Here is a 14,434-nt window from a genome sequence, read left to right as displayed (position 1 = left end):
AAAATTATCGTTACTTATTTATCACATGCGTTATATTTACTACATCTTACATATTAATTCATATGTTCGGTAGGAAAATTACGTCTCAAGGCGATTCAATGCGCAAAAGCAACGCTGGCGATCTCGTGAAAATCGTGGATGCAGCCCACCTCCCCGCGCCGCTGGACCCGGCAACGCTGGATGCCGACGCCCGGGAAGCCGCACAGGCGCTCATTCGTGAAGGCGACTCGGCAAATACGCGTCAGAGTTATCAGTCGGCCATGCGTTATTGGATGGGTTGGTATCGGTTGCGCTACGGTGCACCGCTTCTCCCCCCGCTTTCGCCCTCAGCGATCGTGCAGTTCGTCGTCGATCACGCACAGCGTCAGGGCAAACATGCGCTGACGACGGAAATGCCTGAGGCGCTCGATGCGGCGCTGGTCGCGCAAGGACTTAAAGCGCGCTCCGGTCCGCCCGCGCTCGCGACGCTGCTCCACCGGATGAGCGTCATCGCCAAGCTCCACACGTCGCGCGATCTGCCTAATCCCTGTGCGGAACCGGCGGTACGGGAGTTGCTCGCGAAGACACGTCGCGCCTATGCGAAACGTGGCGTGCGGACCGCCAAGAAAGATGCCCTCACCCGCGAACCGTTGCGCGTGCTGCTGGCCACCTGCGACGACTCGCTGCGCGGCAAGCGCGACCGGGCATTACTGCTCTTCGCATGGGCGAGCGGCGGACGCCGACGCTCCGAAGTCGTTCGCGCAACGTGCGAGAACGTGCGACGCAGCGGACCGGAACATTACGTCTACACGCTGGGCTGGTCGAAGACGAACCAGCAGGGGGTTGACCGTCCGGAGAATGAAAAGCCGGTGACGGGTGCAGCCGCCGCCGCACTCACGGACTGGCTGACCGCGTCCGGCATCGAAGACGGTCCGATCTTTCGGCGTGTGCGGCGTGGGGGCCATGTCGGCGAAGCGCTTTCGGAGGCCGCAGTACGCGACATTGTGCGCGACCGCTGCGCACTGGCGGGTCTCGACGGCGACTTCTCTGCGCACTCGTTGCGCGCAGGCTTCGTGACGGAAGCGGCACTTCAGCAAGTGCCACTGGCGGAGACGATGTCGATGACCGGACATACCAGCGTGGCCACCGTCGTCGGGTACTTCCGTCGGGCAGACATGCAACGCTCGCGTGCCTCCGATCTGATGGGCTCAGACGACGGCGCGGATGAATGAGCGGAATGCGCATTACGTGAGCGATGCTCAGCTATTGTGTGTCGAACCCATGCCATCGCGAGATGCCCCGACAGCGTCAAGGGTGGTTGGCATAAAGATGCATTTAAGTGGTATCTTTTGTCGCGATGGGCGTATGCCATAGTGAACATACCGCCTGTTGTGACTGCCGCTGTTCCCCCCATTGAACACTCTTAGGTGCAGATCGTCATGCCTAGCTCCCTTGCTTCCCAATCCCGCAATCGCGCGCTCATCGAGCGACTCGGCCTGCTCACGCCAATCATTCAGGCACCGATGGCGGGCACGTCCACACCGGCGCTTGCCGCTGCTGTCTCCAACGCAGGCGGGCTCGGCTCCATCGGCGTGGCGGCGGGGAATGCGGAAACGGCCCGCAAGGCCATTCACGACACGCGCGCCCTCACGCGCAAACCGTTCAACGTCAACCTGTTCTGTCACGCCCCGGCCAAACTCGACGCTTCGCGCGATGCCGCCTGGCTCGCCTATCTAGCCCCGGAATTCGCACGCTTCGACGCCACACCGCCCACCACGCTCAGCGAGATTTACAAGAGCTTCGTCGCCGACGATGCGATGTACGCGATGCTGCTCGAAGAGCGCCCGGCCGTCGTCAGCTTCCATTTCGGCTTGCCGTCGCAAGAGAAGATCGACGCGCTGCACGCCGCTGGCATCATGCTGTTCGCCACGGCGACGAACCTCACCGAAGCGCGCGCCATCGAAGCGGCTGGCGTGGATGCCATCGTAGCGCAGGGCTATGAGGCCGGTGGCCATCGCGGACGCTTTGAAGATCTCGGCGACCGCGTGCCGACCGACGACGAGCAGCTCGGCACCCTCGCGCTCGTGCGCCTGATCGTGACGCACACGTCCGTTCCCGTGATCGCCGCTGGCGGCATCATGGACGGCGCAGGCATCGCCGCGGTGCTCGCGCTCGGCGCGCAGGCCGCACAGCTCGGCACGGCCTTCGTCGCATGCCCTGAATCGTCGGCCGACGCCGCCTACCGGGAGCGACTTACCGGACCGAATCCGCCGCGCACCGCCCTCATTCGCGCCATCTCCGGACGCCCCGCGCGCGGCTTCGTCAATCGGCTTTATGCGCTTGAACAAACGGCCGAGCGTCCCGACTTGCCTGCCTATCCTGTGACGTACGACGCAGGCAAGGCCATCAACGCCACCGCCAAGGCCAAGGGCAACAGCGACTACGCTGCACAATGGGCCGGTCAGGCCGCACCGCTCGCGCGGGCGATGCCAGCCGCTGAACTCGTGGGCGTGCTGCGCGCGGAAGTGCACGAGACGTTCGACGCGCTGCGCGATCTGGCCGCTAGTTTCTAAGACGGGGGCAGACTATGACTACGAAACTGTCCCCTTCGGCCCGCATCACCCAACGTCTCGGCATGTCGACACCGATCATTCAGGCACCGATGGCCGTTGCATCGACGCCCGCGCTGGTCGCCGCCGTCTCCAACGCGGGCGGACTCGGCTCGCTCGCCGTCGGCAATATGGATGCCAACGCTGCGCGCGACATGATCCGCCAAACCCGCGCGCTCACCTCCCGTCCGTTCAACGTCAATGTCTTCACGCACGTGCCTGCGCAAGCCGATGCTGCGCGAGAAGCCGCATGGCTCAACTACCTGGCCCCGGAATTCGCACGCTACGACGCAAAGCCCCCGGAAGCCCTGCGCGAGATCTATCTGAGCTTTGTCGAAGACGTCGCGATGTACGAGATGTTCCTTGAGGAGCGCCCGGCTGTCGTGAGCTTTCATTTCGGCCTTCCATCGCAGGAATGGATCGACGCATTGAAGGCCGCAGGCATCGTGCTGTTCGCTTCGGCCACGAACGAAGCGGAGGCCGACGCCATCGAAGCCGCAGGCATCGACGCCATCGTGGCCCAAGGCTGGGAAGCCGGTGGTCATCGAGGACGCTTCAACGACGAAGGCGACCGCCAGCCGAGCGAAGACGAGCAACTCGGCACCTTCGCGCTGGTGCGGCGGCTGGTGGCACGCACGTCGCTGCCAGTGATTGCAACGGGCGGCATCATGGATGGCGCAGGTATCGCGGCTGTCCTCGCCCTCGGTGCGCAAGCGGCACAAATGGGAACGGCCTTCATCACCTGTCCGGAATCCAGTGTCGACGCGGCTTATCGTGACGTGCTGCTCAGCGGGCAACCGCCGCGCACGACGCTCATTCGTGCCATCTCCGGACGCCCGGCACGCGGATTCGCCAATCACTTCTGGGCATTGGAGCAAGTGGCCGGACGGCCTGCAATACCGGACTATCCGATCACCTACGATGCGGGCAAGGCGCTCAACGCCGCCGCAAAGGCGCACAAGGAAAGCGGCTATGCGGCACAATGGGCCGGTCAGGCGGCACCGCTTGCGCGTGCATTTCCCGCAGCGGAATTGATCGACGTTCTCACGCGAGAAACACGCGACGCTATCGCAACAGCCATCTCTGGCTGAAGCCACTTTGTAGCGACGGTTGTCTCGCATCCGGCGAGAACCGTCGCTAACGCCTGCCCCCACAGCCCACCCGCTTCGGAGACTTCAAGGCATGTTCAATGCAATCTTGTTGACGCAGTCGGACGGTGTCACCCACGCTCAGGTGACCGAACTGCAAGACGATGCACTGCCTGCCGATGGCGACGTACTCGTCGCCGTCGATTACTCGACCATCAACTACAAGGACGGCCTCGCCATCACCGGCAAAGCGCCCGTCGTACGCGCGTGGCCGATGGTCGCTGGCATCGATGGGGCAGGCACCGTGCTCGAATCGTCGCACCCCGCGTGGCGTAAGGGGGATCGCGTGGTGCTCAATGGTTACGGTGTCGGCGAAACGCACTGGGGATGCCTCGCACAAAAGGCCCGGCTGCGTGGCGACTGGCTGGTGCGGTTGCCCGAACGCTTCACACCGCGCGACGCCATGATCATCGGCACGGCGGGCTACACGGCCATGCTCTCGGTCATGGCGCTGGAGCGCGGTGGCGTGCTGCCGCATCACGGCGATGTCCTGGTGACGGGCGCTTCAGGCGGTGTCGGGTCGGTGGCCATCGCGCTACTCAGCTCGCTCGGCTATCGCGTCGTGGCGTCCACCGGCAAGCTGCATGAGACGGAGTATTTGCAGGCGCTCGGCGCGTCGGAGGTCATCGACCGCCGTCTGTTGTCGGACCCGGGTAAGCCGATGCAGAAGGAACGTTGGGCGGCGGTCGTCGATTCCGTCGGCTCGCACACACTGGTCAATGCCATCGCGCAATTGCGTTACGGCGGCGTCGCGACGGCATGCGGTCTCGCGCAAGGCATGGACTTCCCGGCCAACATGGCGCCGTTCATTCTGCGCGGTGTGACGTTGCACGGCATCGACAGCGTGATGGCGCCGCGCGAGTTGCGCGAGGAAGCGTGGCAACGGCTTGCGCGCGATCTCGAACCGCAAAAGCTCGGCGGCATTTCCCATGACGTCGGCCTTGCGGACGCCATCGGCATCGGTCAACGCATCGTCAAAGGAGAAATCCACGGCCGCGTGGTCGTGAATGTGAATCGCTGATATCTCCGCAGCAACGACAAAGGGCAGCCAACTGGCTGCCCTTTGCACTGATTACGACGTGTCACGGTCGCATCAGTGGCTCCCCCCCAGATACGCCGCGCGCACCTTGTCGTCGTTGCGAAGACTCTCCGCCGGGCCGTGCACGGAAATGTTGCCGTTCTCCAGCACATAGCCATAGTCGGCCACGGCCAGTGCAGCGGCGGCGAACTGCTCCACGAGCAGCATCGTCACGCCTTCCGCTTTCAGGTTGCTGATGATGCGGAATACCTCGTCGACCAGAATGGGCGCCAGGCCCATCGACGGCTCGTCGAGCAGCACGATGTCCGGGCGCAGCATGACCGCGCGTGCCATCGCCAGCATTTGCTGCTCGCCGCCCGAAAGCGTACCCGCCAACTGGTTGCGACGCTCCTTCAGGCGCGGGAACAAGTCCATCGCGCGGTCCAGATCCGCCGCCACGTCGCCACGCGGACGGCTGCCGGTCAGACGCGGAAACGCGCCCAGCCGCAGATTGTCCGTCACCGACATCGTGGCGAACACACGACGCCCCTCTGGCGAATGCGCCAGACCGAGCTTCGCAATGCGATGCGAGTCGAGTCCGTCGATACGCTTCTCGCCGAGCGTGATTTCGCCCGACGAGGGTTTGATCATGCCGGACACGGCACGCATGGTGGTCGTCTTGCCCGCGCCGTTCGAGCCGATGAGCGTGACGACCTGACCGCCCGGCACATCGATGTCGATGCCGTGCAGCACCTGCACCTTGCCGTATCCTGCTTGCAGATTACGAATGGAAAGCATAGTGGTTCCGTTTGTCCGTCTATCCCGGTCAGTGCGCGGTCGATGCGCCGCCCAGATACGCCTCGATCACCTTCTCGTCGGCCTGAATCTGCGCGGGCAGCCCTTCGGCGATCTTCTGTCCGAAGTCCAGCACCGACACCGTCTGGCAGGTGCTCATCACCACGTCCATGTGGTGCTCGATCAGAATCACCGTGATGCCGTGATCGCGAATCTTGCGGATGATGGCGAGCAACTCGCGAATGTCGGGCGCCGTCAGACCGGCCGCCGGTTCGTCGAGCAATAGCAGACGCGGATCGAGCGCGAGCGCACGGGCGATTTCGAGCAGCCGCTGCTTGCCGTACGGCAGGTTGCGCGCCTCCTCGTCGGCCAGCGCCGCCAGCCCCACGAACTCCAGCAAACGCATCGCACGCGCACGCGCACCGTCTTCTTCGCGCGTGTAGCGCGGCAGACGCAGCGAGACGTCGACCAGCGTCGAATGGAACGTGTGGTGCAGACCGACCAGCACGTTTTCGAGCGCCGTCATTTCACCGAAGAGCTGCACGTTCTGGAAGGTACGTGCGACACCCGAGAGTGCGATGTCGGCGGACGTGCGTCCGGCCAACGACTCACCCGCAAACTCGATGCTCCCGGCCGTGGGCACGTAGATGCCCGTCAGCACGTTCATCATCGTGCTCTTGCCCGAGCCGTTCGGGCCGATCAGGCCGTGAATCGTGCCGCGCTTGACCGTCAGGTCCACCTGGTTAAGCGCCTTCAGGCCGTCGAATTGCATCAGCAACTGACGCACCTTGAGCAACTCCTCCGGACCGCTGGCCGCCGCCATGAGCACCGGGTCGTTGCTACTGGCAACCGTTTCGTCCACCTGCGTGGCCGACACCGTGAGCGTGCGGCGGCGATGCAGAACGCGTGAGCGCAGGAAACCGATGATGCCGTCCGGCAGGTAGTACACGACGAACAGGATCATCAGACCGAAGATCGTCAGACGCCAGTCGGTGATGCTGTCGCGCCACCAGGTCACACCGGCCAGTGCGATGGTGCCGATCACCGGTACGGCGGCCTTGGCGAGCGTGGTGCGCCCGCGTGCGACCGCTGCGACCGCCGCTACCGTCGTGACGGCAGCGATGGCCGACGCGACAATGCGGAAGATGTTGATGTCGTCGAGTAGCTGCGGCAGCAACACGATGATCGCCGCGCCCAGCAGCGAACCGCTGCGCGTCTTGCGTCCGCCCATGATGACGGCCAGCAGGAACAGAATCGTCAGCTCGAAGTTGTACGTGTTCGGCGAGATGTACTGCTCGGAGTAGGCGTAGAGGCTACCGGCCAGACCGGCAAACCCGGCGCTGATCACGAACGCATACACCTTGTAGCGATACACCGATACGCCCATACAATCCGACGCCACCGGCGAATCGCGCAACGCTTCGAAGGCGCGACCGAGGTGCGACTTCAGAATGCGGTGGGCCACGAGCATGCTCAACAGCAGCAGTACGGCGACGATCCAGTAGTACTCGACTTCGTCAATCGGATGTCCACCGATGACCGGCTTCGTGAGCTTGATGCCCATCGGACCGGACGTCAGGAAATCCATCTCGTTGATCAGGATCTGGATGATCGTGCCGAAGGCCAGCGTCACCATCGCCAGATACGGCCCGATCACGCGCAAGGCGGGCAACGCGAGCACGGCACCGAAGGCGGCGGTGACGAGCACTGCGGCAGGCAGCGCGAGCCAGAGCGAGAGTCCCAGCTTGGCGAAAAACACACCTGCAACGTAAGCGCCAATGCCGAACAGGCCCGCGTGGCCGAGCGACACCTGCCCCGTGTAACCCACGACGATATCCAGCCCGAAGAGCAGGATCGCGTAAATCATGATCGTCTCGATCATGTGGATGTAATACGGGTTGCCGATGGCCAGAGGAAAGCCGAATAGCGCGACGATGCCGAGCACGGCAGCGATCTTCGTCAATACGCGCGTGCCGCCGAGATCGCTGGCCCCGCGTGCAGTGGAGGTCTGTGCGGTCATGGTTACACCTTCTTGATGGCGGTCTTGCCGAACAGGCCTGCAGGCTTCACAGCCAGCACGAGCAGCAGCAGTACGAGACCCGGCACGTCTTTGTAGCCGGTCGAAATGTAGAACGCAGTCGTGGTTTCGGCCACACCGAGGATCACGCCGCCGACGAGCACGCCCATGCCGCTCGACAGACCGCCGATGATCGCCACGGCGAATGCCTTGAGGCCGAGTACTGCGCCCATCGTGGCACCTGTTAGCGTGAGCGGTGCGACCAGCACACCGGCAAACGCAGCGGCCATCGACGACAGCGCGTACGAGAACGTGATCACCAGACTGGTGTTGATGCCCATGAGCCCTGCCGCGTCGCGATCGTTCGCGGTGGCCACCACGGCCTTGCCGTAGATCGAGCGACGGTTGAAGAACTCGACGGCGGCCATCATGAGCAGCGCGCCCACGACCACGAGCAGTTCCATCGGCAGCACGTTCGCGCCGAGCAGACTGATCGGGGCTTCGGGCAGCGGCGACGGGAATTTGAGGTCGTCACGGCCCCAGAGGTTTTCCGCAACGTTCTTGAAGATGATGCCCAGCGCAATGGTGGACATGATCCAGCCGAATTCCGACTTGATCCGTAAGGCGGGTTTCACGCCGATGCGTTCGACGAACGCGCCTTGCACGAGACCGAACAGGCAGACGATGGGAATCATCAACCAGTAGTTCAGCCCGAGGGTGTCGACGAGCGTCAGGCCGACCAGTGCGCCGAGCATCAGCGCTTCGCCCTGGCCGAAGTTCAGTGTGCCGGATGTCGCAAACGTCAGTTGGTAACCGAAGGCGATCACGGCGTAAATCATCCCCAGCGCGATACCGCTGTAGATGAGTTGAATCAGGATGGTCATGCGGTCCTCTCTCGCGAGTGCGAGCCTACGAGCGATGCTCGGGAGGCATTCGGTACTTGTGCCCCACACCGGTCCCGAGTGCCGGTGGCAGGCGACAGTTGCGTGAAGACGGCACGCGCGCCTCGCCTGGAAACCCCGAAGCCAGTGGCTCGGGGCGCAGGCGTGGGAGGCGACGCGCGCCGTCGTTCACCCGTCATGGCTGCAACGGCAGCCTTGGGAGGAGGTACGGCTTACTTGGATGCCGTTGTGCCCGCCTTCTCGCGGACCTTGCTGCCCGCCTTCAGGTCGCTGTCGTAGGCATACACGACACGGCCGCCCTTCACTTCGCCGAACACCGGAATGTTGGCCGTGATGGCGTCGTGATCGTCATGCGTGAACGGACGATCGTAGGTCGTGACCACGCCTTCGACCGGTGCCTTCAGGTCTTCCAGTGCTGCGCGCACCTTCGGGCCGTCCGTGCTGCCCGCTTGCTTGATGGCGGCGGCCAGCAGGTAGATCGAGTCATAGCCTTGTGCAGCCGACACTGCCGAGTCGATGCGGTTGTTCTTCGGCTTGAACATGGCCACGTAGGCGTCGATGAAGGCCTTGCGCTTGGGCGTGTTGGGTTCCTGAATGAACGTCTGCGGCATACGCGCGCCTTCGCCGTTCGCACCCGAGTTGTCGATGTAGTTCGCCATCGCCAGCGTCCAGCTACCCACGATAGGCAGCTTCCAGCCGAGCTTGCCCATGCCGTTGGCGATCTGCGCCAGTTCCGGACCGATACCGTACGTGAGGATCACGTCGGCGCCAGCCTGCTTGGCCTTGAGCAACTGGGCCGTCATGTCGACGTCCTTGATGTTGAATTTCTCGACGGCGACCGGCGTGATGCCCTTGGCCTTGAGCGCTTTTTCGAGGTCTTCACGACCGAGCTGACCGTAGTTGGTCGAGTCCGCGAGAATGGCAGGCTTCTTGAAGCCACGACGCGTAATCGCTTCTTCCACGATCATCGGTGCCTGAATGCTGTCCTTGGCGGCGTTGCGGAAGACGTAGTTGTCCGGATACTGAGGCGGCTTGAACTGGTCGGTAATGACCGTGCCCGTAGCGACGTTGTTGAACACCGGAATTTTGGCGTCCTGATAGAAACGCTGCGACGCGAGCGCCACGCCGGTGTTGATGTAACCGACGGTGGCGACCACCTTTTCCTTGTTGATCAGTTCCTGCGCGACTTGCACGCCGCGCTCGTTCTTGGCTTCTTCGTCGCGCTCGACGAGTTGGATCTGACGGCCGAGCACGCCGCCCGACTTGTTGATCTCTGCAGCGGCGAGACGCACGCCGTCGCGCATGGAAACGCCCATCGACGACGAGCCGCCGGTGAACGGGCCGGACACGCCGATCTTGATCGGATCGGCCGCAATGGCCATCGAGGCGGACAGGGCGAACGCGACAGCGCCAGCCATGAGCTTGAATCGGAATTGCATAAGGGTCTCCTTCGGTGCGATGCGTTTCGATATGACGCTTTTTTGCTGCGATTTCCTTGGTGTCGCAGGCCCTGCCGTGGATGCGCGAATCCCGGGATGTCTCCCCCCCGTCGCACCGCCCCGGTCCTTGTATTTCGTGTCAGGGCGATACCGTCAAGCACGCGTCGAACGACCAACCTAGCGCGCCGATTATGTGATCGCTGAGTTTCGCCCGCAAAGGCGGGAATACCCCTACGGGGACGCGGGTTTGCGCCCCGTTATCGCCATTTGGCGCGGGTTTCCAAGGGGTTTTGTGTCACGCGCCCATGTACGGCGCGTGTCAGGAGAACGGCACGGAGTGCCAAAGAGTTCGACTCGTATGACGGGTCGTAAGCGAGTTGTAAGCGAAGGCGATTATTCAGCGCGCAGGCGACGCGCTATCGACGCGCCGGACGCGCCAGACACGCTATTCGCCCGGCGCGACCACTTCGCGGGTGCCGTTGCGGCCCATCGGCGTGACGAGTCCGGCCGCTTCCATCTGCTCGATCAGACGCGCCGCCCGGTTGTACCCGATGCGCAGTTGCCGCTGCACGGCGGAAATCGACGCACGACGTGAATTCAGCACGAAGGCCGCAGCTTCGTCGTACAGCGGATCGGCTTCGGCGTCTCCCGCCGTGTCGCCGAACAGATCGGCGGACGCTGCATCGGCCGGATCGCCCGCGAGGATGGCCTCGTCGTAATCCGGCTCGCCGTACTGCTGCCAGTGCTGCACCACGCGGTGCACCTCGTCATCGGCGACGAACGCACCGTGCACGCGTTGCGGATACCCCGTGCCCGGTGGTAGGAACAGCATGTCGCCCTGCCCCAGCAACGACTCTGCCCCCATTTGATCGAGGATCGTGCGCGAGTCGATTTTCGACGACACCTGGAAGGCAACCCGCGTCGGAATGTTCGCCTTGATGAGACCGGTGATGACATCGACCGACGGGCGCTGCGTCGCCAGAATCAGGTGGATACCGGCCGCACGCGCTTTCTGGGCCAGACGTGCGATCAGTTCCTCGATCTTCTTGCCTGCCACCATCATGAGATCGGCCAGTTCGTCGATGACCACGACGATGAACGGCAAACGGTCCAGCGGCTCGGGCGCGTCCGGCGTCAGCGAGAACGGGTTGCTGACTTTCTCGCCAGCAGCGCGCGCGGCGTCGATCTTGTCGTTGTAGCCCGCCAGATTACGCACGCCAAGCGCCGACATCAGCCGATAGCGTTTCTCCATTTCGCCGACGCACCAGTTCAGCGCATGCGCGGCTTGCTTCATGTCGGTGACGACCGGTGCAAGCAGATGCGGAATGCCGCCATAGACGGACAATTCCAGCATCTTCGGATCGATCATGATGAGGCGAACGTCGTCCGGCGTCGCCTTGTAAAGCAGCGACAGGATCATGGCATTCACCGCCACCGATTTGCCCGAGCCCGTCGTACCGGCCACGAGCAAGTGCGGCGCACGTGCCAGATCGGCGACGATCGGCTCGCCCGTGATGTCTTTGCCCATCGCCAGCGCGAGATGCGAGCGATGCGCATCGAAGACCGGCGCGGTCAGAATCTCCGAAAGACGGATCATCTGACGCTGAGCATTCGGCAATTCAAGCCCCATGCACGTCTTGCCGGGAATCGTCTCGACCACACGGATGGACGTGACGCCCAGCGCGCGCGCCAGATCCTTCATGAGACCGACGACCTGCGCGCCGCGCACACCGACCGCCGGTTCCACTTCGAAGCGCGTGATGACCGGTCCGGCGGATGCGCCGACGACCGTCACCGGCACCTTGAATTCGGAGAGGCGCTGCTCGATCAGTTGGCTCACTGCGGCGAGCGCTTCGTCCGAGACGACGTTGGCATGATCGCTGGCCGTGGCCGGCGCCAACAGGTCCACGGCAGGCAAGTCGTAGTCGACGGCGACACGCGGCGGCGGTAGCTCGTAAGGCGTGTCTGCGGTGAAGCTTGCCGTTTGCGACGCGGTGGACGGCGCTACGCCGAAGGGGGCAGACGGTGTCATGGATGCTGCACCGAACGACGGGATCGCGGGGATCACCGGCGTGGCAGGCGGCAGGTGTTCGGGTGTGGGCTGCGCGAGCGATGGCGTATCGTCCGACGTCAGCGGCAACCCATCCGCCCTCGCCCACGTGCCATCGGCGCGCAGCACGTAATGCGGCTTCGCGGAAGGCTCAAGGGCTTCGTCGATGTCCATCGGGACGACGCGCTCAGAGACGTCGAAAGTCTCCGCCCCGTCAGCCAATGTCGACGCCGCTTCATGGACCGGCGGCACGAACGCAGGAGCAACGTGGCCCACGTGCTCCGAAACGTCAGCAACGTCGATAACATCGATAGCGCCCGAAACGTCGAAAGGCGGAAGTGCATCGTCTTCACCCGATGCTTCAGCAATAATTTCTGCCGACGCGACAGCGGTTTCTGCGGCGACGGTTTGAGTTGCGGGTGCCGTGACGGTAGCGTCATACGCTTCGACACTCGCCAGCACGTCGGCAAAGACGAACGGACGCGGCGGCACAGCGGACGGCATCGCTGCGCCGTATGCCGGGGCGACCGGCTGCCGAAGTTGCATCAGCGGCGGCAAATTAAGGACTTCCGCAGGCGTGAGTGGGGCAACGGGTGGCGGCGTTAGCGGCCCAGCCACGACGACCTCGGGTGACGCCGCCAGTGCAGGAATTTCGGGGATTACGGTGTCGACATCGCTATCGAGCGACGTCGGCATGACGTCGTGCGCATCGACAGCGACAGCTTCAGACGGTAGCGGCAATGTCGGCGTCGGCGCACCACTTGCGTCTGACGACACAGGCGACGCCCAGTCTCGCAAGTCGCGCAGCAATGCCTCCGCTTCCTGACGCAGCGCAATCATCGCGTCGATCCTTGCCTGCTCGGCCGCGCGCGCGGCTTCTCGTGCAGCTTCCTGTTCGGCCAGCATCTCCGGGCTCGGGCCGTCGGGCACCGGCTCGGCGGACGGCTCCACGACGTCGTTGACCGACCAGTCGATGGGCGAAAACTCGGCAACGTCGGACGCCAGCGGGACAGCGGCATCGGCCGCCGACCATGAGGCTGCACCACGCATGACCGGCGTTGCGGGTGCAGAGGGTGTCGATGCAGCGGCATTCGTTGCACTCTGCGTTGCGGCCTCATCGCCCGCCACAGAAGTCGTTTGCGACGTCGGTGCTTGCGGACGCGGCGGCGCGCCACGCGGCGGAATATCTTCGAGACCCAACTGCGGCTTGCGGAACGGACTGTGCACGACCGTGCCGCGCAAGTGCGCCGGGGCCATGCCAACAGGGCGACGATAGCCGGTCGCGCCTGGCGTCGATGTGGAATCCAGCGGCTCGGTGGGCGAAGCGGTATTCGGTGTGGAGGTCGTGTTCGTCGATACCGAAGCGGGACGCTGCACGAACGGCGACGATGGCGACGCGGCCGGACGCGGCTCGCGAGGCGTCATGCCCGGCTCAGCGCGCACGAATTCCGTCGTCCGCAGCGCTTCGCCACGGCTCAGCTTTGCGGCATATGCACCACGCGGGAGGACGGCACGTGGCGTCGCACCCGTTGCAGCAGCAGCGCTTCCCGATGACGCGACCGCACCGGCAGCACCCACTGCCGCCGCAACCACTGGCGTTGTGCGTCCGACCGGAGTCCCCTTCCCTGCCGGACGCGTCGCCGCACTCGCGCCGAACGACGGCTCGGCACGCGGCGCACCGCGCGTGGTCAACGGCGGAGGTTGCATGGCATCCAGACGCGCACGCTCTTCGTCCGACAGCTTCCAGCGCGGTTGTGCCGCCAGGCCGCGACGACGCGGCACCGGCTCTTCGATCAGACTGCCGACGTTGTGGTGACCCTGTCCGACTGTCGGTGTGTAGCTGCCGCGCTCGCCACGATCCCCCGTGTCCAACGACATCTGCGACAGACCACGGACCGGCTCACGCGCGCTGGTGTCAAAACGGGATTCACGTGATTCCCGTGCATCGCGCGGCTCGAACGCAGGCGCGTCGTCCTCGTCGTCGGCCGATGGGCGACGCGAGAACATGCCCCACCAGGTGGTGCCAAAGACAAGCGGGAGAGAAAAGAGAAGGACGAAGCCGGAGAGTCCCATGGCCAGCGTGCCGCTGAGCGCGACGCTCAAACCGTGAGAGAGCGACTGGCCGATGCTGCCACCGGCAGTGTTGCCGTCGCCGCCCGTCAGGGCAGCCAGCGTGGCGCTGGACACCATCGCCAGCGGAACGCCAAGCAGCATACGGAGCGTGCCGGGGCCGAAGATTCGTATCTCACCGCCAAGCAGACCCCGTACGCCAGGCCAGCACAGTGCCAGCAACCAAAACGTCGACAGTCCGAACCAGCCAAACCCCATAATCGCTCATTGCTTCAGGAAAACCCGGAGAGCGATTGTAGCAGGTAGGCCACCGCGCGGCGGCCCTGCGCACGGACTTTTGCGCATCATGCGTGCCGCGGCGTGTGCCGCATCGCGCGCATGATGCGTCCGGCGATTGTCCGACGAAT

Annotated in this window: 9 protein-coding genes; 4 read left to right on the top strand and 5 right to left on the bottom strand. The window is 64.2% G+C overall.

Going from position 1 to position 14,434, the window contains the following annotated elements; translation table 11 throughout:
* Positions 1–98 precede the first annotated feature (98 nt).
* From ACIQWO_RS04275 to ACIQWO_RS04260, 4 genes are all read left to right on the top strand, one after another.
* On the top strand, positions 99–1,211 hold the full coding sequence (locus tag ACIQWO_RS04275) for a site-specific integrase (protein WP_402819595.1): 1,113 nt from the start codon (positions 99–101) through the stop codon (positions 1,209–1,211).
* A 207-nt stretch (positions 1,212–1,418) separates the two neighbouring features.
* Complete coding sequence (locus tag ACIQWO_RS04270; RefSeq protein WP_402819592.1) at positions 1,419–2,552, top strand: NAD(P)H-dependent flavin oxidoreductase; 1,134 nt, start codon at positions 1,419–1,421, stop codon at positions 2,550–2,552.
* Positions 2,553–2,566: 14 nt separating this feature from the next.
* The gene (locus ACIQWO_RS04265; protein ID WP_402819589.1) at positions 2,567–3,679 is read left to right on the top strand and encodes an NAD(P)H-dependent flavin oxidoreductase; all 1,113 of its coding nucleotides are present in this window, start codon (positions 2,567–2,569) and stop codon (positions 3,677–3,679) included.
* 91 nt (positions 3,680–3,770) lie between these two features.
* Positions 3,771–4,757, top strand: a complete 987-nt coding sequence (locus ACIQWO_RS04260; RefSeq protein WP_402819586.1) for an MDR family oxidoreductase — start codon at positions 3,771–3,773, stop codon at positions 4,755–4,757.
* A gap of 72 nt (positions 4,758–4,829) precedes the next feature.
* Here the strand turns inward: ACIQWO_RS04260 and ACIQWO_RS04255 are convergent, their stop codons facing one another.
* The 5 genes from ACIQWO_RS04255 to ACIQWO_RS04235 all read right to left on the bottom strand — a co-directional run bounded on the left by ACIQWO_RS04255 (position 4,830) and on the right by ACIQWO_RS04235 (position 14,171).
* The gene (locus ACIQWO_RS04255) at positions 4,830–5,552 is read right to left on the bottom strand and encodes an ABC transporter ATP-binding protein (RefSeq protein WP_039398548.1); all 723 of its coding nucleotides are present in this window, start codon (positions 5,550–5,552) and stop codon (positions 4,830–4,832) included.
* 28 nt (positions 5,553–5,580) lie between these two features.
* Entirely contained in the window at positions 5,581–7,569 is a 1,989-nt protein-coding gene (locus tag ACIQWO_RS04250) for an ATP-binding cassette domain-containing protein (RefSeq protein WP_402819583.1), read from the bottom strand.
* Positions 7,570–7,571: 2 nt separating this feature from the next.
* Positions 7,572–8,450, bottom strand: a complete 879-nt coding sequence (locus tag ACIQWO_RS04245; protein WP_242561325.1) for a branched-chain amino acid ABC transporter permease — start codon at positions 8,448–8,450, stop codon at positions 7,572–7,574.
* Between the two features lie 230 nt (positions 8,451–8,680).
* Positions 8,681–9,907, bottom strand: a complete 1,227-nt coding sequence (locus ACIQWO_RS04240; protein WP_402819578.1) for an ABC transporter substrate-binding protein — start codon at positions 9,905–9,907, stop codon at positions 8,681–8,683.
* A gap of 445 nt (positions 9,908–10,352) precedes the next feature.
* Complete coding sequence (locus ACIQWO_RS04235) at positions 10,353–14,171, bottom strand: DNA translocase FtsK (protein ID WP_402819575.1); 3,819 nt, start codon at positions 14,169–14,171, stop codon at positions 10,353–10,355.
* Positions 14,172–14,434: the final 263 nt, after the last annotated feature.

The sequence above is a fragment of the Pandoraea sp. NPDC090278 genome (assembly GCF_044772185.1).
Taxonomy (GTDB): domain Bacteria; phylum Pseudomonadota; class Gammaproteobacteria; order Burkholderiales; family Burkholderiaceae; genus Pandoraea.
Note: the sequence above shows the minus strand (reverse complement) of the source record. Positions and strands in the feature narration are given on the sequence as shown.

Excerpts from the sequence above, each read along its gene's own strand:
- ACIQWO_RS04275 (WP_402819595.1), top strand. The coding sequence starts at position 99 with ATGCGCAAAAGCAACGCTGGCGATCTCGTGAAAATCGTGGATGCAGCC.
- ACIQWO_RS04270 (WP_402819592.1), top strand. The coding sequence starts at position 1,419 with ATGCCTAGCTCCCTTGCTTCCCAATCCCGCAATCGCGCGCTCATCGAG.
- ACIQWO_RS04265 (WP_402819589.1), top strand. The coding sequence starts at position 2,567 with ATGACTACGAAACTGTCCCCTTCGGCCCGCATCACCCAACGTCTCGGC.
- ACIQWO_RS04260 (WP_402819586.1), top strand. The coding sequence starts at position 3,771 with ATGTTCAATGCAATCTTGTTGACGCAGTCGGACGGTGTCACCCACGCT.
- ACIQWO_RS04255 (WP_039398548.1), bottom strand. The coding sequence starts at position 5,552 with ATGCTTTCCATTCGTAATCTGCAAGCAGGATACGGCAAGGTGCAGGTG.
- ACIQWO_RS04250 (WP_402819583.1), bottom strand. The coding sequence starts at position 7,569 with ATGACCGCACAGACCTCCACTGCACGCGGGGCCAGCGATCTCGGCGGC.
- ACIQWO_RS04245 (WP_242561325.1), bottom strand. The coding sequence starts at position 8,450 with ATGACCATCCTGATTCAACTCATCTACAGCGGTATCGCGCTGGGGATG.
- ACIQWO_RS04240 (WP_402819578.1), bottom strand. The coding sequence starts at position 9,907 with ATGCAATTCCGATTCAAGCTCATGGCTGGCGCTGTCGCGTTCGCCCTG.
- ACIQWO_RS04235 (WP_402819575.1), bottom strand. The coding sequence starts at position 14,171 with ATGCTGCTTGGCGTTCCGCTGGCGATGGTGTCCAGCGCCACGCTGGCT.